This is a genomic window from Ruania albidiflava DSM 18029 (assembly GCF_000421225.1).
GTDB classification, from domain to species: Bacteria; Actinomycetota; Actinomycetes; order Actinomycetales; family Beutenbergiaceae; genus Ruania; species Ruania albidiflava.
This window is the reverse complement of record NZ_ATWL01000012.1, coordinates 76,906-98,884: the sequence shown is the minus strand read 5'-3', so window position 1 is coordinate 98,884 and position 21,979 is coordinate 76,906. Positions and strand designations below refer to the sequence as shown.

At 69.3% G+C, this 21,979-nt stretch carries 20 protein-coding genes; 17 read left to right on the top strand and 3 right to left on the bottom strand.

Annotated features, from left to right (window positions below; all coding sequences use genetic code 11):
- Positions 1–5: 5 nt before the first annotated feature.
- The 10 genes from K338_RS22845 to K338_RS0114080 all read left to right on the top strand — a co-directional run bounded on the left by K338_RS22845 (position 6) and on the right by K338_RS0114080 (position 8,982).
- A complete protein-coding gene (locus K338_RS22845; protein WP_022918821.1) occupies positions 6–1,640 on the top strand; it encodes an alpha-amylase family glycosyl hydrolase in 1,635 nt (544 codons plus the stop codon).
- A gap of 163 nt (positions 1,641–1,803) precedes the next feature.
- Positions 1,804–3,219: a sulfatase family protein gene (locus K338_RS0114120; RefSeq protein WP_022918820.1), complete on the top strand. Its 1,416-nt coding sequence runs from the start codon at positions 1,804–1,806 to the stop codon at positions 3,217–3,219.
- Positions 3,220–3,267: 48 nt separating this feature from the next.
- On the top strand, positions 3,268–4,647 hold the full coding sequence (locus K338_RS22840; protein ID WP_022918819.1) for an ABC transporter substrate-binding protein: 1,380 nt from the start codon (positions 3,268–3,270) through the stop codon (positions 4,645–4,647).
- 18 nt (positions 4,648–4,665) lie between these two features.
- Positions 4,666–5,610, top strand: coding sequence for a carbohydrate ABC transporter permease (locus tag K338_RS0114110; RefSeq protein ID WP_022918818.1), 945 nt, complete (start codon positions 4,666–4,668; stop codon positions 5,608–5,610).
- Complete coding sequence (locus K338_RS0114105) at positions 5,607–6,464, top strand: carbohydrate ABC transporter permease (protein WP_022918817.1); 858 nt, start codon at positions 5,607–5,609, stop codon at positions 6,462–6,464. The genes K338_RS0114110 and K338_RS0114105 overlap by 4 nt, the downstream gene beginning before the upstream one ends.
- 7 nt (positions 6,465–6,471) lie before the next feature.
- Entirely contained in the window at positions 6,472–7,359 is an 888-nt protein-coding gene (locus tag K338_RS0114100; protein ID WP_022918816.1) for an N-acetylmuramic acid 6-phosphate etherase, read from the top strand.
- Positions 7,360–7,430: 71 nt separating this feature from the next.
- Positions 7,431–7,847, top strand: coding sequence for an XRE family transcriptional regulator (locus K338_RS0114095; protein WP_022918815.1), 417 nt, complete (start codon positions 7,431–7,433; stop codon positions 7,845–7,847).
- Between the two features lie 35 nt (positions 7,848–7,882).
- On the top strand, positions 7,883–8,191 hold the full coding sequence (locus K338_RS24600; RefSeq protein ID WP_157612471.1) for a HepT-like ribonuclease domain-containing protein: 309 nt from the start codon (positions 7,883–7,885) through the stop codon (positions 8,189–8,191).
- A 114-nt stretch (positions 8,192–8,305) separates the two neighbouring features.
- Positions 8,306–8,560, top strand: a complete 255-nt coding sequence (locus tag K338_RS0114085; RefSeq protein WP_022918813.1) for a type II toxin-antitoxin system Phd/YefM family antitoxin — start codon at positions 8,306–8,308, stop codon at positions 8,558–8,560.
- The gene (locus tag K338_RS0114080) at positions 8,557–8,982 is read left to right on the top strand and encodes a type II toxin-antitoxin system VapC family toxin (RefSeq protein WP_022918812.1); all 426 of its coding nucleotides are present in this window, start codon (positions 8,557–8,559) and stop codon (positions 8,980–8,982) included. Before K338_RS0114085 ends, K338_RS0114080 begins: the two co-directional genes overlap by 4 nt.
- A gap of 27 nt (positions 8,983–9,009) precedes the next feature.
- Here K338_RS0114080 and K338_RS0114075 read toward each other — a convergent pair whose 3' ends face one another.
- On the bottom strand, positions 9,010–11,247 hold the full coding sequence (locus tag K338_RS0114075; RefSeq protein ID WP_022918811.1) for an alpha-N-acetylglucosaminidase: 2,238 nt from the start codon (positions 11,245–11,247) through the stop codon (positions 9,010–9,012).
- Positions 11,244–12,605: a Gfo/Idh/MocA family protein gene (locus K338_RS0114070; protein WP_027286851.1), complete on the bottom strand. Its 1,362-nt coding sequence runs from the start codon at positions 12,603–12,605 to the stop codon at positions 11,244–11,246. The genes K338_RS0114075 and K338_RS0114070 overlap by 4 nt, the downstream gene beginning before the upstream one ends.
- Before the next feature lie 115 nt (positions 12,606–12,720).
- Between K338_RS0114070 and K338_RS22830 the strand changes: the two genes are divergently transcribed.
- Entirely contained in the window at positions 12,721–13,746 is a 1,026-nt protein-coding gene (locus tag K338_RS22830) for an Lrp/AsnC family transcriptional regulator (RefSeq protein WP_211218239.1), read from the top strand.
- A gap of 284 nt (positions 13,747–14,030) precedes the next feature.
- On the top strand, positions 14,031–15,308 hold the full coding sequence (locus tag K338_RS22825) for an NAD(P)/FAD-dependent oxidoreductase (RefSeq protein WP_022918808.1): 1,278 nt from the start codon (positions 14,031–14,033) through the stop codon (positions 15,306–15,308).
- A 27-nt stretch (positions 15,309–15,335) separates the two neighbouring features.
- On the opposite strand, the gene K338_RS0114055 is transcribed toward K338_RS22825, so the two are convergent.
- Positions 15,336–15,635 carry an STAS domain-containing protein gene (locus tag K338_RS0114055; protein ID WP_169579557.1) on the bottom strand — a complete coding sequence of 100 codons (300 nt, stop codon included), beginning with the start codon at positions 15,633–15,635 and terminating at the stop codon, positions 15,336–15,338.
- A 212-nt stretch (positions 15,636–15,847) separates the two neighbouring features.
- On the opposite strand from K338_RS0114055, the gene K338_RS25665 reads away from it, so the two are divergent.
- The 5 genes from K338_RS25665 (at position 15,848) to K338_RS22810 (ending at position 21,962) form a co-directional block, all read left to right on the top strand.
- A complete protein-coding gene (locus tag K338_RS25665; RefSeq protein ID WP_022918806.1) occupies positions 15,848–16,513 on the top strand; it encodes an ANTAR domain-containing protein in 666 nt (221 codons plus the stop codon).
- Positions 16,514–16,628: 115 nt separating this feature from the next.
- Positions 16,629–17,762, top strand: coding sequence for an FUSC family protein (locus tag K338_RS0114045; RefSeq protein ID WP_022918805.1), 1,134 nt, complete (start codon positions 16,629–16,631; stop codon positions 17,760–17,762).
- A gap of 172 nt (positions 17,763–17,934) precedes the next feature.
- Entirely contained in the window at positions 17,935–19,362 is a 1,428-nt protein-coding gene (locus K338_RS22815; RefSeq protein WP_022918804.1) for a purine-cytosine permease family protein, read from the top strand.
- A gap of 14 nt (positions 19,363–19,376) precedes the next feature.
- Positions 19,377–20,258, top strand: a complete 882-nt coding sequence (locus K338_RS0114035; RefSeq protein WP_022918803.1) for a polysaccharide deacetylase family protein — start codon at positions 19,377–19,379, stop codon at positions 20,256–20,258.
- Between the two features lie 237 nt (positions 20,259–20,495).
- Positions 20,496–21,962, top strand: a complete 1,467-nt coding sequence (locus tag K338_RS22810) for a DHA2 family efflux MFS transporter permease subunit (RefSeq protein WP_245542973.1) — start codon at positions 20,496–20,498, stop codon at positions 21,960–21,962.
- The last annotated feature ends 17 nt before the right edge of the window (positions 21,963–21,979 follow it).

Genomic DNA, 21,979 nt, shown 5'->3' with positions numbered 1-21,979 from the left:
AGCATGTGCGCCAGCACGACGCACCCACCGCCCGAGCATCCGACCGCCGACCCTCGACCCCGCCCTGGTGGGCGGACGCGGTCATCTACGAGGTCTACATCCGGTCCTTCGCCGACTCCGATGGCGACGGGACCGGCGACCTGCAGGGCATCATCGACCGCCTGGACCACATCCAGGGGCTTGGTGTGGACGCTGTTTGGATCACCCCGTTCTTCCCCTCGCCTGGCCATGATCACGGCTATGACGTCAGCGACTTCCGCGGCATCGATCCCGCCTTCGGGGACACCGGCACCTTCCAGCGCCTGGTCGATGAGCTGCACCAGCGCGGTATCCGGCTGCTGGTCGATGTGGTGCCGAACCACACCTCGCACGAGCACCCGTGGTTCCAAGCAGCGCTGGCCGAGGGGCGGGAGGGCAGCCACTACCGCGACTACTACCTGTGGGCCGATCCTGCGGACGACGGCGGCCCGCCGAACAACTGGGTCGCCAACTTCGGTGGCTCGGCGTGGGAGTGGGAGCCGCACTCGCAGCAGTATTACCACCACTCCTACCTGCCGGAGCAGCCGGACCTGAACTGGCGCAACCCGCACGTGCTCGATGAGTGGGTGGACATCCTCAGCCACTGGCTCGACCTGGGTGCGGACGGGTTCCGCATCGATGTGGCGCACAACCTGCTCAAGCACCCGGACCTGCCGGACAACCCTGTACTCGAGGCCGCCGCCCGACAAGATGTCCCGGCCGGCCGAGTACGGTCCGCCCGGGGTCTCGCCCGGATCTATGACATGGACCAGGACGACGTGGTCGACCTCTATGCCCATCTGCGTGCGCGGCTCCCTCGCACCCGCTCCGGCGAGGAACCGTTCCTGCTCGGCGAGACGGTGCTGGACAACCCGGACCGGGTGGAGCGCTACATCCAGACTGGCCGCCTGGATGCGGCGATGTGGTTCGGCACCGACCGGGTCCCCTTCGACGCTGCCGAGGTCGCACGCGTGCTGCGCACCCCAAGCAGCGGCACGAGCGGACGGTTCGGATGGTTCCTGTCCAACCACGACCGTGCCCGACCGGCCTCGCGACTGGGCAGCGCCGACCGCGCGCTGGCGATCGCGGCCGCAGTGCTGGCCATGCCCGGCCCGTACCTCCTCTACCAGGGCGAAGAGCTCGGCATGATCGACCTGGAGATCGACCCGGACACCGCCCGCGACCCGATCGCCCGCCGTGCCGGTGAGCTGGACGTCAGCCGGGACCGGGCCCGCTCCCCCATCCCGTGGACCGACCAGCCCGACCGCGGCTGGCCCAGCACCGAGCCGTGGCTCGCCCACGGCCCGCTGCCCGAGCACGGCTCAGCCACCACCCAGCACCACGACCCGGAGAGCCAGCTGAACCGGTGGCGCGCCCTGCTGAACACCTGGGCCGGGCTCCGTGACGCACTCCCGCCGAGCTGCGCCGTCGTATCGGAGGGCAACCTGCTCATCCTCCGCCGTGGTGACCTGACCGTGCAGACCAACGCCGGCCCCGGCCCACTCCCGCTGCACCTCCCGGAAGGCACCGAGATCCTCTGGCGCTCCCGACCGCACGGCTCACCGCAGACACTCCGCGCCGAGGAGACGATCTGGTCTCGTCCGCCCGCGCCAGCACGGTAGACCCCGTCCTCGAACCAGCGCCGCACTCCCCGGCAAGTATCGCTTTTCTTCAACCACAGGGGAATGACCCACGGCCTGTTTCATCCGCCCGCTGATCCGCGACTCCAGCACGGGGATCTGCCTACTCTCGGGCCAACGCCGTTGACCGTCGGAGGTGCCCGCTGTGCCTGATCACCGCCCGAACATCCTGTTCATCCTCAGCGATGACCACGCTGCGCATGCAATGAGCTGCTACGGCAGCACGATCAACCGGACCCCGCACCTGGACCGGATCGCCACCGAGGGCGTCCGGTTCGACCAGGCGGACTGCACCAACGCGCTGTGTGCCCCGAGCCGCGCGGCCATCCTCACCGGCGCGCACAGCCACCGCAACGGCATGATGACGCTGACCACCAGCTTCGACTCCGCCCAGCCCACGTTCCCGGCGCTGCTGCAGGCCTCCGGGTACCGCACCGCGCTGTTCGGCAAGTGGCACCTGGGCCACGGCGACGGGCACGACCCGGTCGGGTTCGACGAGTGGCAGGTGCTCGACGGGCAGGGCGACTACGACGACCCCGAGCTCATCGGTCCCGACGGCCGCACACAGCACACCGGATACGTCACCGACATCCTCACCGACCTCGCGCTGGACTGGCTCGCCGAGCAACCCGACGACCAACCCTGGCTGCTGCTGCTCTGGCACAAGGCCCCGCACCGGCGCTGGTTCCCCGGCCCGCAGGAGCAGCACCTCTACGAAGGGGCGACGTTCCCCGAGCCGGAGACGCTGTTCGACGACTACGCCCACCGCTCGTCGGCCGCCGCGGAGGCCGCGATCCGGGTGGGCCGCGACCTGGACGAGCTGGACGTGAAGACGACGATCCCGCAGTTCGACAGCCCGGAGGAGCGCACCTCCTGGTTCTACCAGCGCTACATCACCGACTACCTGCGTTGCGTGGCCGGGATCGACCGCACCACCGGCCGCCTGCTGGACCACCTGGACCAGACCGGGCAGACCGAGCACACGCTGGTCACCTATGCCAGCGACCAGGGCTTCTTCCTCGGTGACCACGGCTACTTCGACAAGCGGTTCATGTACACCGACTCGTTGCGTATCCCGCTGGTGATGCGCTACCCGACCGAGATCCCCGCCGGCACGGTCACCGATGACCTTGCGCTGAACCTGGACCTGGCGCAGACGTTCCTGGACTACGCCGGAGTTCCGGCGCCGGAGCGGATGCAGGGGGCCAGCCTGCGCCCGCTCGCCCGCGGCGAGTCGCCACAAGGCTGGCGGGAGCACATCTACTACCGGTACTGGGAGCACCTCAAGGCCGGCGTCGGGGCGCACGTGGGGGTACGCACCCACCGCTACAAGCTCATCCACTACTACGGACAAGCGCTCGGGGTCACCGGCGCGATCGACGACCCGCGCACCCCGGAGTGGGAGCTGTTCGACCTGGAGTCCGACCCGCTGGAGCTGCACTCGGTGCACGACGATCCCGCCTATACCCAGGTCCGCGCGGAGCTCACCACGCTGCTGCTGTCGGCTATCGAGGACGCCGACGACGTACCTCCCCCGTCTCTGGACCCGCTCGCGTCCTAGCGGGTCACCCCAGCAACGTCCCGAACCACGATGCAAAGGAGCAGAACGATGCAAGTGAACCGACGGATCACCTCCGCAGTGGGCCTCACGCTCACCGCCGCCCTGGCCCTGGCTGCCTGCTCAGGTGGCGGCGACGACGGGGACGGAGGCGAGGCCTCCGGCCCGATCACCTTCTGGACCCCGCACGTGCAGCCGGAGCGGATGGCCGCCCAGCAGGACATCGCCGATGAGTTCACCGAGGAGACCGGGATCGAGGTGGAGGTGGTCGCCATGGCCGGGGCGGACCAGGACCAGGCCCTGGTCACCGGTGCCGCGTCCGGGGACGTTCCCGACGTGGTCCTGCACGCCCCGGACCTGTCCGCCTGGCAGACCCAGGGCCTGGTCGACTCCGATGCGGCCACGGCCGTCATCGAGAACCTCGGTGCGGACACGTTCAACGCCCAGGCGCTGGACATCATCAACATCGACGGCGCCTACCAGGCGATCCCGTCCGACGGGTGGGTGCACCTGATCGTCTACCGCACCGACCTGCTGGAGGAGGCCGGGCTGGAGGTGCCCACCTCGCTGGACGAGCTCGCCGATGCGGCCGAGACCATCCGCCAGGAGGAGGGCATCACCGGGATGGCGATGGGCACCCAGGTGGGCACGCCGTCGGCCACCGAGGCGGTGGAGTCGATCTTCCAGCAGACCGGCTGCCAGCTGGTCACCGACGGCACAGTGCAGATCGACTCAGCCGAGTGCGCGCAGGCGGCCGGAGACTTCGCCACCCTGGCCGACTCCTCCGCCGCCGGACAGTTCGACGTGGACAGCGCCCGCTCCACCTACCTGGACGGCAAGGCCGCGTTCTTCCTGTTCTCCACCCACGTCTTGGACGAGCTCGCCGGCCTGGACGACGACAACCCGCTCACCTGTGCGGAGTGCGGCGACAACGAGGACTTCTTCGTGGAGAACTCCGACTTCATCACCGTGCTGGACGAGAACAACCCCGCCCAGTACGGCACCACGCTGAACTACGTGATCCCGACCGGGGCCAACACCGAAGCGGCCCAGCAGTTCGTGGAGTACATGCTCTCCGACGGGTACGCCACCATGCTCGGCACCGCCCCGGAGGGCCGCATCCCGCTGCGTCCGGGCAACGCGGACGACCCGACCCAGTACCTGGACGAGTGGGGCACGCTGCCGATGGGTGGCTCGGACCAGTCCGTGGGTGACCTCTACGGCGAGGATCTGGTGACCTCGCTCGGTGAGGGGATGAACGCCGTCTCCCGGTGGGGCTTCGGCACCGACGATGCGGTCCTGGCGGGTGAGACGTTCGCGCAGAACGTCCTCGCCGAGCACCTGGACGCCCTCTACTCCGGCACCGACCCGCAGCAGGTGGTCTCGGACATGGCAGCAGACGTCCAGTCCCTGCAGGACGACCTCGGCTAGTAGATGACAGAGGCATCGATGACGAGGGCGGCGCGCGGGTCCCGGCTCAGCCGGGGCCAGCGCGCCAACCTGCACGGATACCTGCTCTCCGCACCGTCCTACCTGGCGGTCACGCTGGTCATCCTCATCCCGTTCTGTGCGGTGGTGATCTTCGCGTTCGCCGACTTCCGGCTGATCGACATCCAGCAGATGACCCTGGGCACCATCGACTGGTCGTTGGCGAACTTCGCCAAGGCGCTGAGCTCTGGGACCTTCTGGGGTGCGCTGGGCACCACGGTCGCCTACGCCGTGTTCACCACCATCGGGGTGATCGGCGGCGGGGTGGTCGTCGCGCTGGCGATGCGCCGCCCCTTCCCCGGGCAGACTGTGGTGCGGGCGCTGTTCCTGGTGCCGTACGTGCTCCCGGTGATCGCCGGCACCACGATCTGGCGCACCATGCTCAACCCGCAGTACGGGTTCCTCAACGCGTTCGGCACCCAGGTGCTCGGTTGGGAGACACCGATCGCGTTCCTGACCACCAAGACGTTCCAGGTGGGCAGCGTGGGGATCCCGATGGCGTTGACCGTGGTGATCCTGTTCGAGATCTGGAAGTCGGCGCCGTTCACGTTCCTGTTCGTCACCGCCCGGCTGCAGAACGTGCCGGCCGAGCTAGAGGATGCCGCCGCGATCGACGGGGCGAACGCCCGGCAGCGGCTCACCCACATCGTGCTGCCGCAGCTGCGCACGGTGGTGATGGTGCTGTTGCTGCTGCGGTTCATCTGGTCGTTCCAGAACTTCAACGACATCTACCTGCTCACCCAGGGTGCCGGCGGCACCGAGGTGATGGCAGTGAAGGTGTTCAAGGAGCTGACCGTGCGCGCGGACGTGGGCAGCGCCGCTGCCTACGGATTGTGCATGACCGTGATCCTGCTGGTCTTCGGGATCGGCTGGGCACTGGTGAACCGGCGCAAGGAGGCGATGTGAGCAGCCTGCGGGAGTCGAACGGGGTGAAGGCGCTGCGCGCGGTGATCATCGTGATCACCATGGTGCTGGCGATCGGGCCCGTGCTCTATGGGGTCCTGCTGTCGCTGCGCCCCTTCGCTGCGGTGCTGAACGACCCGCTGGACATCGTCCCCGCGATCGGTGAGATCAGCTTCGAGGCCTACTCCCAGGCGATGCGTTCCGCGGCTGACGGCGGATATGGGCTGGGCGGGTTCTTGGTGAACTCGCTCATCCTGGCAGTAGGCACGGTGCTCGCCTCGATCTTGGTGTCCATCCTGGGGGCGTATGCCACCGCCCGTATCCGGTTCTCCGGACGGTCCGTGGGCAACGCGATCATCGTGGCGGTCTACATGTTCCCCGGGGTGGTGCTGGCCGTCCCGTTGTTCGTGCTGCTCTCCCGGGCCGGGCTCACCGGAACGCTGGTGGGGCTGGTGATCGTGTACGTGGCGCTGACCGTGCCGGTGTCGCTGTACATGCTGCGCAACTACTTCATCGCGCTGCCGAGCTCGATCGAGGACGCGGCCCTGATCGACGGCTGTTCCCTGATGGGAGTGATCTGGCGCATCGTGCTGCCGATCGCGCTGCCCGGGATCGCGGCCACAGCGATGTACATGTTCATGATCGCGTGGAACGAGTACCTGTACGCCCTGCTGTTCCTGGTGCAGGAGCGGTCGCTGTGGACGGCACCGTTGGGGATCGCGCAGCTGACCGAGTTCGACACGCCGGTGACGATCCTGCTTGCCGGCTCGGTTGTGGTCACCGTGCCGGTCGTGCTGCTGTTCATGTTCGCCCAGCGGCTGCTGATCAGCGGGCTGGCGACCGGAGCCGAGAAGTGAGGATCGGATGAGTGAACCGTCGACAGAGGACCGCAACCCGGCAACCGTGGACATCGACACGTGGCCCACGCAGCGGGCGATCGAGGCGATCCTCGCTGAGGATGCCCACGGTGTGCAGGCTGCCGTGCAGGTGGCCGACCGACTTGCCGACCTGGTGGAGGCCGCCCATGAGCGGCTGCAGGCCGGTGGCCGGATCCACTATTTCGGTGCCGGTGCCTCCGGGCGGTTGGCGTTCCTGGACGCGACCGAGTCCCGACCTACGTTCGGCAACCCGCCGGACCTGTTCACCGCGCACTTTCCCGGCGGAGAGGCAGCGCTGCTGGACTCGACCATCGACGCCGAGGACGCCGGTACCGCAGGTGGTCTCGACGCCGCCGCCGTGGCACCCGACGACGTGGCGATCGGGGTGACCGCCTCAGGGTCCACCGGCTATGTACGCGGCGCCCTGGCCGAGGCCCGCCGGCGCGGGGCGTTCACCGCGTTGATCACCAACCAGTCCGGTGCCGCGCTGAGCAGCGAGGTGGACCTGCCGATCGAGGCTGCCACCGGTGCGGAAGCGCTCACCGGATCGACGCGGCTGAAGGCCGGCACGGCCACCAAGGTACTGATCAACGCCTTCTCCACCGCGCTGATGATCCGCGCGGGGCGCACCTGGTCCAACCTGATGACCCACCTGGTCGCCACCAACACCAAGCTCGACGAACGTGCCGTCCGCGTGCTGGTGATGGCCACCGATGCGTCGGAGGAGGAGTGCCGCGCCGCGCTCAGCGCCGCCGACGTCGACCTCCCGGTGGCGCTGACCGCGATGCTCACCGGCGCGGGGGCCTCCGCAGCCCGGGACGCGCTGGCCGCCACCGGGAGCATCCGCGCCGCGGTCGGGACATTGAGCGGCTGACGGCCGTCCATCGAGCAGCCGGGCAACCGCGATATAAGCGCTGATCTCATGTTCGTCTGGATCTGCGGCGCATGCGTCAACGTGCCGGGATCTCGCAACGAGAGCTGGCCGCGCGTACCGGGATCGCCCAGCCGAACATCTCTGCCTACGAGTCGGGGCGCCTGACACCGAGTGCTGCCACACTCGCGCGCGTCGAAGCGGCCACCCGGGTCCGCCCGTCGGAGCTGGTCGCCACCATGCGGAGCGATATCGCTGCCGTGGTCGCCCGACACAAGGCCAGCACCGTCCGCGTGTTCGGCTCCGCCGCCACCGCCACGGACAGTACCGACTCGGGCCTCGATCTGCTCGTCCGCTTCAGCGACGACGCGAGCCTCTACGACCAGGTAGGTCTCACACAGGAGCTTGAGGAGCTTCTCGGCATCGCCGTCGACGTGATCTCCGACGGTGCCCCGGGAGTCGACCGGATCCAGGACGTAGCGACCCTGTGAGTCACAGCGGCCGCACGCAGCGGGCCCTCGCTGACATGCTATGGTTCGCCGCCGAGATCGAGGAGTACGTCACCGCGCGCGGCGAGCAGAACTTCTACACCGATCGGCCCACGCAGCTGGTGGCCGAGGCGCTGCTGCACCGCCTGGGTGAGGCGGTGTCACGACTGGACCGCGACTCGCCCACCTTCATCCAGGACCATCCCGAGATTGAGTGGGCAAAGATCAAGGCGATGCCGAACATCGTCGCTCACGAGTACGGGTTCATCGACCATCGGATCTTCTGGCGGGCTCTCTCCGTCTCTCTACCGCAGGACGTCGCAGCCATTCGCCGCCTCGTGCCCTGAGCACGGCGCATCGATGCGTCTGCGCCGGGGTCGTTGCCGGTTGAGCGAGTCTTGACCATAGGCAATAATGGCCACATATACCTGTCGCGAAAGCGCCACATATGGAGGGCGGTCATGAACCTCGGCGTCCGGGAACTACGGGACAACCTCAGCAAGCAGCTCGCCCGCGTGAAGGAGGGGCACACGGTCGTCGTCACCGACCATGGCAAGGTCATCGCCAGGATCGTGCCGGCCGGAGCGCCCACAGTGCTCGAGCAGCTCATCGCCGACGGCAAGGTCACCCCGGCACGCCGCAGGAAGGGCAAGCTCCCCAGTCCGGTCGACGCTGGTGCCGTGGTGAGCGACCTGGTCGCCGAGCAGCGGCGGTGATCATCTATCTCGATACCTCTGCCGTGGTTCCGCTCCTGGTCCAGGAACCATCGAGTGCCACGTGCACCGAGGTGTGGGAGAAGGCCAACCGGGTTCTTGGCACTCGCCTGGTCTATGTGGAGGCCACAGCCGCGCTCGCCATGGCGGTTCGCACCGGGCGGATCGATGCGAACTCGAGGCTGGCGGCGCAGGACGTCCTGGAGCAGCTGTGGCAGTCGATCGACGTTCTCGAGGTTGACGAATCCCTCATGAAGCATGCGGCGTGGGCGGCGGGACACTACGACCTCCGAGGCTACGACGCGGTGCACTACGCTGCGGCGTACTCGGCCCGGGACGACGATCTCGTCGCAGTGTCCGCAGACCAACGGCTGATCGCAGCCTGGATGGACTCAGGGCTCGCCACACTCGACACCACACCCTGACCTGGCGCGCCACCAGGCGGACCACCGTCAGTCGAGCGGCTCCCGGTACCGGTCCAGCAGCTCGGTGGCGATCGCGACGAGGTCGCCACGTGGTTCGGTCTCCCCGAGGCTCGGCTCGTCTACCCAATCCTCCTCGAGCTGCACGACGGCGGAGCGGAACTGGCCAGGGTCGGTGTCGGCCCCGTGGGTGGCCACCTGGGCCAGGTAGTCGATCCACAGCTGCCAGCGCGGCGTGTAGAAGTCGGCGAGCAGTCCGGACCAGTGCCTGCCGGAGTAGTCGTGCAGGCCGGAGTCCTGGCGGGCCCAGACCGTCAGCAGCCGGCGGGCATCGCGCACGAGCGTGGCCCGCTCGCTCTCGTCGCGGCCCCAACGGGCTGCCTGGGTGAGCCAGGTGCCCAGCAACCGGTCGCGCTGGGTGGCAGCCAGTCGGTCCAAATCAGCCACGGCCCGGGCGAGGATCTCGCCCTGGTGAGCAACGCCGTCGACCTCTCCTGCCTGAGCGGCGGCGGAGGCGGCGCGGATCACCGCGCGGCTGCGCTGGGCCATGAGATGGGTGAGCAGGTCCACGAGGTCGTGGGCAACCTCTGGGCCCGGTCGGGCGCGGGCGGCCTCGAGCAGGTGCGTGGCGGCGTCGGCGATGGCGGGCAGGTCGCCCTCCACGCGCGGGTCGGACTCGGCGTCGATGTTGGCGGAGATGATCACCGGCGCGTCCGGGTCCAGGAACTCCCCGGCGCTACGCTGGCGGGCGAACGGCGGGGCCACCTCCCACGGCCGGGCGATCAGCGGAGAGGGGGTGGAGCGACTCGCTCCCGGTCGGTACAGCGTGGTCAGCAACAGCTCCCAGGCGCGGGTCGCGGCACCGATGGTCGACGGCGCAGCCTGGCTCAGGCCGTAGCGTTGCCGGACGTAGTCGTGCACCCAGGCCTCCAGGTCCGGGGTCCGCCAGGTCAGGTCGGTGGCCAGCTCGTAGAACACCGGGTTGTTCTCGATCGCTTCCATGGCCAGCCCGGTGCCGACCAGTCGGCCCACTCCGTCGCCAGGCGCATCCGCGGTCCCCGCGGCTCGGGCAGTGTCCAGCACCCCGCCCAGGTCGCGGGTCAGGCCGTGCAGGTCTCCGTGCACGGAGAACCGGCCACCGAAGTTGTGCACCACCGACCACAACCAGGGCGTGCTCGTGATACCGCGCCCGTCGTCCCACACGGGCGCATGCTCGGCCCACAGGTCGAGCAGCAGCAGCCGGCCGTCGGGCACAGCACTGGTGACGGCCGCGATCCGTTCGGTGGTCCAGAACTGACGGTGGTAGTGGAACGGCCAGGCCTGCATCACCCACACGGCGTCCGGGTCAGCAGCGGTCATACCGGCGTAGACGGTGCGGCTGTGCTCGGCCAGGTCGGCCAGGTCACCGCTGGGCGGGATCGACTCGATGAACGGGTCGGCGCTGTAGAGGTGGTCAGTACCGAGCAGCTCAGCCTGGACGGTCGCCACCGACTCGGCGATCTGCCCGAACCGGGGCTCCTGCGGATCCAGCAAGGCGGTGGAAAATCCCTGCCAGGTGGTGCGGTCGGTGTCCGGGCTGGCGATGGCGTCGGGCACGTGGCCGCCGAACGCGGGCAGCACCGCACGCATCCCGAGCTCGCGCATCCGCCTGAGGATCTTCCCGGCGAGGTCGAGACGATCCTCGAACCAGTCCTCCGGCAGCGGGCCACCGAAGCTGTTCGTGCAGCCCATCAGCGTCCAGGGCAGGTGCGCGGCGGAACCGAGCCAGGTGCGCACCTGGGCCGGGTCCGCACCGTGGTCGGTGAACGCGCGGGCGAGGATGGCCTCGTGGCCGACCATCATCAGCGGGGTGGTGATGCCGTGCAGCGCCATCCAGTCGATCTCCCGCGCCCACCGTTGCCAGTCCCAGTACGGAGCGGAGTAGCCGGTGGCCACCACGTTCAGGTAGTAGCGGTGCTCGGCCGGGGTGCTGCGCCGCACCGGATCCGCGACCGGCCAGGGCGTGCTCGGCCGCAGCGGCAGCGCCGTGTCCCAGCTGACCTGCGCGCCGAGGACGTCCTTGACGTAGGCGTACAGGCCGGCGCAGGCGGCGACCGTGTCGGTGGCCAGCACCCGGAGCACTCCCCCGGCTGCGCTGTACTGATACGCCGGGAGGGTGGGCTGGGCAGGCGAGGTGTCGCCGTCGAACGCTGCGATTTCGATCTGCTCGGCCTGGCCGAGCACACGTTCAGCAAGCCGGAGCACCGCCGCACCGTCGGGCCCGCTCACCGGGTCAGCCCCACGGTCTGGCCGGAGTGCCGGGAGCGTTCGGCGGCGAAGGCGATCCGGTGGCTGCGCTCAGCGTCGCGGAGCTCGGTGGGCAGTGCCGCTCCCCGGCCGGCCTTCCACTGCTGCACCTGCTCGACGAACTCGTGCATCAATCCGTCGTCGCCGCCGGCGTGCCCGTCGCTCTCCCTGCCGGTCGCCGCCTCGTCCGGGTCGGTGCCCGGGCCGGCGGAGATGGTCCACGTCTCGTCGTCGGGCATACCGGAGCGGCCGAGGGCGTCCCGGTCCCAGCGAGGCCAGTCCTGCACCCCGCTTCCGGCGGCGGGCAGGAAGCGCCGCACCTCGATCTCGCCGGTGTCCAAGCGGCCGCTGATCTCCCCGTGCGAGCCGAGCAGGCGGATGGTCCGGGTGTTCGAGCCGGTGAACGCCCCGATGCGCAGGGTGGCGATCACACCGCCGGGGAAGTTGATGGTGACCACCTGGTGATCCGGCTGGGTGTTGTCGCAGTGGTACACGCACCGACCGTACGGGCCCTCCTGCAGCGCCCGCAGCCGAGCCTCCGGACTGGTGTCCCGGGTGACGGCGGTGACCGGCCAGATCGGGTGGTTCTTCATCCGGTCCAGGTACAGGCGGGGGGCGAAGAACGGGCAGCTCTCGGCCGCGGGGCACCCGTCGGTGCAGCGCGCCGGTGCTCCCGCGGGAGCGTGCTGGCGGGTGAAGTGGGTCAGGCTGCCGGCGGAGGAGACCGAGGTGGCCGGTTCGTCGATGAGCCAGGTCAGCAGGTCCAGGTCGTGGCAGGACTTGGCCAGCAGCATCGGGGTGGTCTCGTCCTGCCGGCGCCAGTTGCCACGCACGTAGCTGTGTGCGAAGTGCCAGTAGCCGATGTCCTCGGTCTGGTCGATGTGGATGAGGCGGCCCACTGTGCCCTGATCGATCAGGTCCTTCACGGTGCGGTAGAACGGGGTGTATCGGAGCACGTGCGCCACGCCCACGAACGCACCGCTGTCAGTGATGGCTGCGGACATCGCATCGAGCTGGTCCTCGGTGGGAGCGAACGGCTTCTCCACCAGGAGCGCATACCCCTTCCGGGCGCCGGTGACCACCGGTCCGTCGCGGAGCTGGTCCGGGGTGGCCACCACCAGGGCGTCGGAGAGGCGCGGCTGGGCAAGCAGGTCCTCCCAGGTGCGGAACTGGCCCTCGGGCGGGATGCGGTGGGCGTCCACGAACTGCTGCATCCGCACCGGGTCGGGTTCGGCGACTGCGACCACCCGGGCGCGCTCAGGGAAGCGCAGGCAGTAGTCGCCGTAGGACTCCGCGCCCCGGTGCCCGGCACCCACCAGGCTCAACGTCACTGCACTCATGAAGCCACCCTCGGATCCGCCAGTCGGTCTCTCTGGCTGCATGCTTGATCTGTCCCGAGAGTGAATGCAAGAGAACCGAGCTGCGTGAACGATAGTGCTAGTGTTCATGCTCATCATGAAGGAAACACCTGCACTCGAACCGCTGGACAGGAGGGTTGTCGCGGCGCTGCTGGCGCACCCACGCTGCCGGGTCAGTGCCTTGGCCGCGGCAGTGGGGACCAGCGCACCGACCGTCTCCCGGCGGCTGTCCGCACTGTTCGAGCAGCAGCGGATCCGGGTGGTCTCTGTGATCGACCAGCAGCGCGCCGGGTACGGGTTCGCCGTGTTCCTGCGGTTGCGCTGCGTGCCGGGGGCAAGCGGGGACGTGGCGCGGGCAGTGGCGCAGTGGCCAGAGTCGGGTTACGTCTCTGTGGTGGGCGGTGATCTGGACTGCACCGCCCAGCTCCACGTGGGTTCCACGAAGCACCTGATGTCGTTGCTGAACGACCGGTTGACGACAGTGCGCGGGGTGATTAGCAGCTCGACGTCGAAGATCATCCGGCGCTACTCCACTCCGCACGGCTGGTACGGCGGCCTGGTCCCGGACGGCGCGCTGGCCTCCCTCCGGTCGGAACGACTGGACCACTGGACCGAGGACGGTCAGGTGCAGCAGCGCGGGCTGGACGAGCTGGACCAGGCACTGGTGGACCTGCTCGCCCACGACGGGCGGCGCACCTGGCGGGACCTCGGTGCGCGGCTGGGAATCCAGCCAGCGACCGCCCGGCGACGCGTGGAGACACTGATGACTTCCGGTCTGCTGCGGCTGCGCACCGTGGTCCAGCCGGCGGTGATCGGGCAGCCGGTGGTGGCCTCGTTGTGGCTGCGGGTGACCCCGGCCCGCCTGGAGGCGGTCGGCCGCACCCTCGCCGCGCACCCGAACGTGCTGAACATCGCCGCTACCACCGGGCTGACCAACCTCAGCGGCGAGATCGCCGTGCCCGACGACGACGCGCTCTACTCCTTCCTCACCGACGAGGTCGGCCGGCTACCCGGTGTCGCTGCGGTGGACGTCTCCGACGGGCTGCAGGTGATCAAACGGGCGTCCCTGATCTTCGATACGGAGCATCCCGAACGCATCGGCGACGAGGTGCGGGCCGGGTAGGTCGCTCTCTCCGATCACGCCTCCGCCGGTCGAGCTCAGAACCCACCTCGGTGACATCCAGCTGGTCCCGGAGGATGTGCGACCAGCGGTCACGTGCCTGGGTGTAGGAGGCAAAGTGCCGAGGACCACGGTTCGACGCCATACACTCATGATCTCTACCGCCGCTCACGTACGTCAAGTACGTTCCGTACGTAATCCTGGCAGCCGCCGCTCGCACCGGCGTTCTGCACCGGCGTTCTTCCTCCTGAACGGCGCCAAGCCTCTTTCCGCCCTACCGTGGACAGATGAGTACCGGGAGCACACCACACATCGTCGTGGTGGGCGGCGGCTTCGCCGGGATGAGCGTGCTCAAGGCACTGCGCACGACCCGCGCGCGGATCACACTGGTCGACCGGCACGCCTACAGCACCTTCCAGCCGCTGCTCTACCAGGTCGCCACCGCCACGTTGAACCCTGGCGACATCACCTACTTCCTGCGTTCGGTGCGCACCCGGCGCCCACAGGTGCGGTTCGTCAACGGCACCGTCACGGCGATGGACCACGACGCCCGCACCGTCACCCTGGCCAGCGGCCGCGAGCTGTCCTACGACTACCTGGTCATCGCCACCGGCGTCACCGCGAACTACTTCGGCATCGAGGGCGCTGCCGAGCACGCGATGCCGCTGTACACCCGCAACCAGGCGATCGCGCTACGTGATGCGATCTTCACCCGGTTGGAGCAGGTCGCCAGCGCCGGGCAGAGCGGGGACCTGCGCGTGGTGGTGGTCGGCGGCGGGGCCACCGGGGTGGAGACCGCCGGCGCCCTGGCCGAGCTGCGCAACACCGACATGCCGGTCACCTACCCCGAGCTGGACGCCAGCCGCACCCACATCACCCTGGTGGAGATGATGCCCGCCGTGCTCGGCCCGTTCCGGGACGACATCCAGGCCTACGCCAAGCACGCCCTGGAGAGGCGAGGCGTCGACCTGCGCCTGGGCACCGCCGTCAAGCAGGTACGCCCCGACGGTGTGGTGGTCGGCGACAAGGAGGAGGAGCTCATCCCGGCCGGGGTGATCATCTGGGCCTCCGGCGTGCGGCCGCACGACGTGGTGGCCCAGTGGGGCCTGCCGCAGGGCCGGGGGCACCGCATCAGCGTGGACGACCACCTGCAGGTCCAGGGCCTGGACCGGGTGTGGGCGGTCGGGGACGTGGCCGTGGAGAACGGCGACCGCGCCCTGCCGCAGCTCGCCCAGCCCGCGATGCAGACCGGCAGGTACGTGGGCAGCCTGCTCGCTGCGAAGATCGACGGCGGAGCTGACGTGGGCCGGTTCTCCTACCGTGATCTGGGCACGATGGCCACGATCGGCCGCACGGCTGCCGTGGCGCAGATCCCGCACCTGCCGTCGGTCACCGGCCTGCCCGCCTGGTTGGTCTGGATGGCGGTGCACCTCTCCCAGCTGCTCGGCAACCGCAACCGGATCGCCTCCATGATCAACCTCGGCGCCAAGTACCTGTTCTGGGGAGGCAACCACAACGCCATCGTCGGTGAGACCCGGCACCGGGTGCGGGTCCCCGAGGAGTAGCCCCCGGCCCCGGCCGGCGCGCCGGTCTCAGGCGCTGGCTGCTGGTGAGTGCACCACCTCGAGGAGCTCCACCAGCCGGGTGGTCTCCAGCAGGAAGCACACCGCCTCCGGCGGGCTGAACAGGCGCACCTGGTGCCGGTAGGCCAGGTGCGCGAGCAGCGCCAGCACGGCCGAGTCCATGAACGTGACCGTCGAGGCGTCCACGTCCACCGGCCCGCCGCGCACGTCGATCTCCCGCACCAGCTCGGCGAGATCACCGGACAGGCTCACGTCCACCGACCCGGACACCTCCAGCCGGCTCGGTGGGTAGCCCGGAAGAAGACGCACGGTTCCGATGGGGTCAGGGTCGAGCGGTGTCACAGTGTCCCCCGATGGACGTCGTGGTGATGGGTTCCCCTGCATGCCGGCACAGCGTGCCGCATCCCTTCCCGACTGTAGAACTTTCTTGCCGGTACGCAAGCGGAACGCAAAGAAACGACCATGTGGCCGGCGGCGGTCGCGCGGTTGCGGGTTTCGGCGGGCAGACAGACGATGGACCAATGACCCCACCGTCGGCCCACGTCGTCGAGCGTGGGGAGGATCCGGACCTGACGTGGACCACCTCCCAGCACGGGCAGGTGGGCATCCTCACCCTGGCCGGGTGCCTCGACGACAGCGGCGCCGCCCGGGTGCGCGCACACGTCGAGACCTGGGTGCAGGAGCGGCCGGGCCAGGAGGGTGCGATCGTCCTGGACCTGCGCCAGGTGTACGACCTGACCGTGTCCGCGCTGGCGATCCTGATCTCCCCCAGCCAGCCCGATCGGCTCGACCTGCGGCTGGTCGCTGCCCCGCACGCTGCCTTCACAGTGCTGCAGGCCCACCACAGCACCGCGCCGCTCCCCCTGTTCCACACCCCCGAGGCGGCATTGGCCCCGGAGCTGACCGAGGTGCAACGGCTGCGCAGCGAGCTCGACCAACGGCGCGAGCAGCTCGCCGGGCAGCCGGCCATCGAGCAGGCCAAGGGGATCCTCATGCACAACTTCGGCCTCACCCCCGACGAAGCCTTCGCGCTGCTCCGCCGGGTCTCCCAGGACACGAACCTGAAGGTCCGGGCCATCGCCGAGCAGCTGGTCGGCGCCCTGACCGGCTACGTCACCCCACGAGCCGCCGAACGGGTCGCCACGGTGATCGAGGACCTGCGCCAGCAGGCGCGCGCTGCGCACTAGGGCGAGCACGCCGCGCGCAGCGCACCCAGACCGACCGGTTCGGCTGGCCGGTGGGGCCACGAGGGCGCACAGTGTTCACCAGGGCGCACCATCCGCAGCCGACCCAGGAGGACCAGTGTTCACCAGCCGCCTGGCGGACCGGTGGCGCTCCCGCGACCTGCTCACCGACCTGGTGCAGGTCCTCAAGAGCGTGCTCGCAGCGACCCTGGCCTGGTGGATCTCGGTGTGGGTGCTGCACTCCGAGCTACCCTTCCTCGCCCCGTGGATCGCGCTGCTGACCGTCCAGGTCACGGTGTACCGGTCGGTGCGTAGCGGGGTGCAGATCTGGGTGGCCAGTGCGCTCGGGGGGGGTGTGGCATACCTGGTCGGCACCTTCCTCGGGGTGAACCTGTGGACCTTCGCCCTCGCCGTCTTCGTCGGCCTGCTGGGGGCGCGCATCCCCCGGCTGCGGACCGAGGGAGTGGCGATCGCGACCACGGCGATCTTCGTGCTCGGCAGCGGGTTCGGCACCCAGGAGCCGTTGCTGAACAACCGGCTGCTGGAGGCTGCGCTCGGTGTTGCGGTCGCGCTGGCTGTGAACCTGCTGATCGCACCGCCGCTGCGCAAACGGCAGGCCGCCCGGCACGTGGACGGGGTGAACCGGCGGATGGGCGAGATCCTCATCGAGATGGCCGACGAGCTGGAGAGCTCCTGGGACACCGACCGTGCCGAGGTGTGGGTGCAGGAGACCGAGGCGCTCAGCAGGAGGTTGTCCTCGGTGGGACAGGCGGTCCAGGTGGCTCGGGAGAGTGCACGGCTGAATCCTCGGGACAGCACCCATTGGCCGCATCTGACCTCGGAGCGGGCACAGCAGAGCCGACAGGTGGCCAACGCGGGCCCGGTGGACTACGAGGAGATCTTCGCTCGTCTCGGGGAAGGGATCGCCACGCTGCGCAACCTGGCGCTGACGGTCCGGGAGTCCACCCATGCCGAGGGCCGGTGGGACGAGTACTTCCGGGACCAGTGGGTCGGGATCCTGCGTGATGCCGGGCGCTCCATCCATGACCCGCATGCGGAGGTGGAACCGGTGCAGGACCGCCTGGACGGCCTCGCCGGGCGCATGTCCCAGTCCGGCGGGCTGCCGCCTGGGGTGGACTGGCCGGTCTACCGTGCGCTGATCACCGAGCTGCACCGCATCGCTGCGATCGTCGACGACGTCGCTTCCGCGCAGGGGGCGCGTGATCCGTCCCAGCCCAATCCGCAGGCGTAACAGCTGGCTCACGGCATCGCCCTGCTCCCGCCCCACCACGACGTGTGCCTGACCGGCGTGACGGCGCGGCACCCGCAGAAACCGTCGAAGGCTCATTAAGGTGTGCGCAGGCAGAGCCCGATCGAGCCGCTGCGGTACCGACGTCCACCGGTCGCAGCGGGATGGAGGAGCGATGAGCCCGGCTAGCGAGACACAGCGCACCGAGGAAGACCTCGGGTACGAGCACGAGGAGTACATGCTCGAGCCGGTCCCCCGCTCGGCCCGGCGGAAGACGATCGGCATCGCCGCGATCTGGGTCGGGTTCGGGTTCGTCGTCACCGGCCTGATCGTGGGCGGGCAGCTCGCGGGCCAAGGCGACCAGCCGGGCATGACCCTCGGCGGCGCGGTCGGGACCATCGCCATCGGCGAGCTGGTGCTGTTCAGCCTGACCGTGCTGCTCGGCATCCCGGCGATGCGCACCGGTTTCAACCTCGCGCTGCTGTCCAAGGTCTCCTACGGCGACCGCGGCTTCATCCTGCCGATGGTCTTCATGGCGCTGCTCACCCTCGGCTGGTTCGCCTCGATCCTGGGGATGATCGGCGAGATCTGGGGTGTTCTGCTCGGCAATCCCACCGGCATCACCGTGATCGACCCGGCTGCCTTCGGACGCCCGGACGTCGCACCGGTCTCCCTGGAGGTGGTGCTCACCTGTGTCGCCTTCGGCGCCCTGTTCACCTGGACCGCCTACCGCGGGATCTCCGCGATCGAGAAGGTGGCGCTACCGATCGCCCCGCTGCTGCTCGTGGTGGCGCTGTACGCAGGTGTGGGCATGCTCAACGACAACGGCGGCTGGGACGCGATGGTCCAGGAGGCCTCGACCCGCGGCGGTCTGCCGATCGGCACCGGCATCACCATCGTGGTCGGCGCCTGGATCGCCGGCGCGGTGATGGGCGCCGACATCATGCGGTTCGCGAAGAACACCCGCGCGGTGGTCATCGGTGCGGCAGCCGCGTTCATCCTCACCAACCCGCTGCTGAACGTGGTCGGCTACATCGGCTCGATCGCCACCGGGGACTCCAACTTCGTCAACTGGATGTACACCAAGGGCCTCGTGCTCACGATCATCGGCGTGATCGTCTGGACCACCTCGCTGTGGACGACGGAGAACTCCGAGCTCTACTCCAACTCGCTGTACACCGGGCCGGTGCTGCACGGCTTCGGTGTCGGCGTGAAGCGCAAGAGCCTGGTGCTGATCGTGGGCGTGGTCGGCACGATCCTCGGCTCGCTTGCGTTCTACCAGCTGTTCTTCAACGACTTCATCACTGTGCTCGGCGCCGCGTTCGTGCCCCTCGTCTCCCCGATCATCGCTGACTACTTCCTGCTCCGCCGGGGCGCGTTCACGCCCACCAGCTACCGCGAGCAGCCACCGGTGCGCTGGTTCGCGGTCGTCTCCTTCATCGTCGGAGCTGGCTGCGGCCTGCTGTTCCAGTACGTGTGGCCGTTGCCCGGAGACTTCTCCGCCAGTCTCGCGGCGCTGGTCATCGCCTTTGTCGTGCACGTGGTGCTGCACCTGCTCGCCGGCACCCGCAGCCAGACAACCACCGAACCGGTCAACAACTAGGAGGAGCTGCACCGATGCCCAAGGAGATCAAGGTCTGCATCGGCGTCCACGTGGACGCCGTGGCGGGATGGTTGGGTTCGTACGGTGGTCAGGACTCACCGAACGACATCCAGCGGGGAATGTTCGCCGGCGAGGTCGGAGTGCCCCGGCTGCGGCGGCTGTTCGAGCGCCGCGGGCTGCCTGCCACGTGGTTCGTGCCCGGGCACTCGATCGAGACCTTCCCGGAGCAGATCGGTGAAGTGGCCAGCGCCGGCTTCGAGATCGGTTGCCACGGCTACAGCCACGAGAACCCGGTGGCGATGTCGGCCGAGCAGGAGTCGGACGTGCTGGCCAAGAGCGTGGAGCTCGTCACAGACCTCACCGGTAGTGCGCCACGAGGGTTCGTCGCCCCGTGGTGGGAGATGAGCGAACGGACCGCCCAGCTACTGCTCCAGCACGGCTTCACCTATGACAACTCCCAGTCCTACGACGACTTCACCCCCTTCTACGCCCGGGTCGGCGACACCTGGACGAACATCGACTACAGCAAGCGGGCCGAGGAGTGGATGAAGCCGCTCGTGCGCGGGCACCAGGTGGATCTGGTGGAGATCGCGGCCAACTGGTACGTCGACGACCTGCCGCCGATGATGTTCATCAAGGCGAACGCGAACTCGCACGGGTTCGTCTCCCCGCAGGTGGTCGAACAGCTCTGGAAGGACCAGTTCGACTGGGTCTACCGGGAGATGGACTACGGCGTGTTCCCGTTCACCATCCACCCGGACGTGTCCGGTCGCCCCCAGGTGCTGCTGATGCTCGAGCGCATCTTCGACTACATCGGCAGCCACGAGGGCGTCGAGTGGATGACCTTCGAGCAGGTGGCCGACGACTTCCGCACGCGGGTGCCGTTCCCCGGCTGACAGCTCAAGCCGGTTCCCATCGGGCGGGAGCCCAGCTCTGCCGTCCCAGATTGCTCGGGTGTGGCCTGTCCCACACCGAAATGAGATTCGGCCCGCGCCGCCCTCGCGGGTATCGTTTCCGCCAGGCCGCGCGCTCCCCTGCGGGTTGCACATCTCCCCCGACCCGCCGCCCCGAGCTGGACCTGTGCACCCACCAGCCGGGCCCCCGACCCTGCCGCGGCCAGCGAAGGAGTGAGCGTGTCCGAGACAGCCGGGCCGACCAGCGACCACACCGGCCGCCGGACCGCGATGCCGTCCAGCCCGGGACTGATCATCGGCGTGATGGTGGTCGCGGCGTTCGTGATGATCCTGAACGAGACCATCGTCTCCATCGCCTTGCCGCACCTGGCGCGGGAGATGGACGTGGACACCACCACCGTGCAGTGGCTGATCAGCGGCTTCCTGGTGACGATGGCCGTGGTCATCCCCACCACCGGGTTCCTGCTCGAGCGGTTCACCCCACGGCAAGTCTTCCTGGTCGCGATCTCCTCGTTCGCCGCCGGCACGCTGCTGGCCGCTGTGTCCATGGGGTTCCCGGCGCTGCTCATCGGGCGGATGGTGCAGGCCTGCGGCACCGCGGTGATGATCCCGCTGGTGATGACCTCGGTGATGAAGCTCATCCCGGCCGACCGGCGCGGGGCGATGATGGGCACCATCTCGATCGTGATCGGCGTGGCGCCGGCGATCGGGCCGACCGTCGGCGGTGCGGTGCTCGCGCTGCTGGGCTGGCGGTGGATGTTCTGGCTGGTGCTCGTCCTCGCGGTGGCACTGCTGGGCTTCGGCATCGCGCGGCTGCACGTACCGACGACGACGCGCAAGACCCCGCTCGACCTGCTCTCCGTGGGTCTGTCCGCGGTCGGCTTTGCCGGTTTCGTCTACGGCCTGTCCTCGATCGGGCAGGGTGGCGGCATCCTGCCCCCGTGGGCCTCGATCGCGATCGGCGTGGCCAGCCTGTGCGTGTTCGTCTGGCGCCAGCGCCGTCTGCAGGCCGAGAACCGGCCGCTGCTGGACCTGCGCACGCTGAACCAGGCCCGGTACCGGCTGGCGCTGATCCTCTCCCTGCTGGTGTTCATGGCGCTCCTGGGTGCGGGTGCGATCCTGCTGCCGATCTATCTGCAGAACGTGCTCGGCCACGGCACCCTGGCGGCCGGGCTGGCCCTGTTGCCAGGCGGGCTGACGATGGCCGCGATCGCCCGGCCGGTGGGCATGCTCTACGACCGGATCGGCGCCCGGCCGCTGGTGATCCCGGGGGCGGTGGGGATGACCGGCGCGCTCACGCTGCTCGCGGTCCTCGGTGCCAGTGCGCCGCTGGGGGCGGTGATCGCCACGCACGTGCTGCTGATGTCCTCCCTCGGGATGATGATGACGCCGCTGATGACCGACGCGCTCGGCTCACTCTCCGACGACCTGTACTCCCACGGTTCGGCGCTGCTGGCCACGCTGCAGCAGGTGGCCGGCGCGCTGGGCGGTGCCGTGTTCGTCTCCGTGGCCGCGCTGGCCAGCCTGCACCCGGCCGGCACGCCGGACGCGGCCGGGCTGCGGGTGGCGTTCTTCGTGGCGGCCGGTATCGGCGCGCTGGGGATCGTGGTCTCGTTGCTGTTCAAGCGGCCCGGGGTGCGGCCGGTCGAGCCGGCGCCGGTGGTCGACGGCGGTCGCGAGGGCTGATCAGGTCGGCTCCCCGG

Excerpts from the sequence above, each read along its gene's own strand:
- K338_RS0114095 (WP_022918815.1), top strand. The coding sequence starts at position 7,431 with ATGCGTCAACGTGCCGGGATCTCGCAACGAGAGCTGGCCGCGCGTACC.
- K338_RS0114100 (WP_022918816.1), top strand. The coding sequence starts at position 6,472 with ATGAGTGAACCGTCGACAGAGGACCGCAACCCGGCAACCGTGGACATC.
- K338_RS22840 (WP_022918819.1), top strand. The coding sequence starts at position 3,268 with ATGCAAGTGAACCGACGGATCACCTCCGCAGTGGGCCTCACGCTCACC.
- K338_RS0114110 (WP_022918818.1), top strand. The coding sequence starts at position 4,666 with ATGACGAGGGCGGCGCGCGGGTCCCGGCTCAGCCGGGGCCAGCGCGCC.
- K338_RS22830 (WP_211218239.1), top strand. The coding sequence starts at position 12,721 with ATGAAGGAAACACCTGCACTCGAACCGCTGGACAGGAGGGTTGTCGCG.
- K338_RS0114085 (WP_022918813.1), top strand. The coding sequence starts at position 8,306 with ATGAACCTCGGCGTCCGGGAACTACGGGACAACCTCAGCAAGCAGCTC.
- K338_RS22815 (WP_022918804.1), top strand. The coding sequence starts at position 17,935 with ATGAGCCCGGCTAGCGAGACACAGCGCACCGAGGAAGACCTCGGGTAC.
- K338_RS24600 (WP_157612471.1), top strand. The coding sequence starts at position 7,883 with ATGCTATGGTTCGCCGCCGAGATCGAGGAGTACGTCACCGCGCGCGGC.
- K338_RS0114035 (WP_022918803.1), top strand. The coding sequence starts at position 19,377 with ATGCCCAAGGAGATCAAGGTCTGCATCGGCGTCCACGTGGACGCCGTG.
- K338_RS22825 (WP_022918808.1), top strand. The coding sequence starts at position 14,031 with ATGAGTACCGGGAGCACACCACACATCGTCGTGGTGGGCGGCGGCTTC.
- K338_RS25665 (WP_022918806.1), top strand. The coding sequence starts at position 15,848 with ATGACCCCACCGTCGGCCCACGTCGTCGAGCGTGGGGAGGATCCGGAC.
- K338_RS0114070 (WP_027286851.1), bottom strand. The coding sequence starts at position 12,605 with ATGAGTGCAGTGACGTTGAGCCTGGTGGGTGCCGGGCACCGGGGCGCG.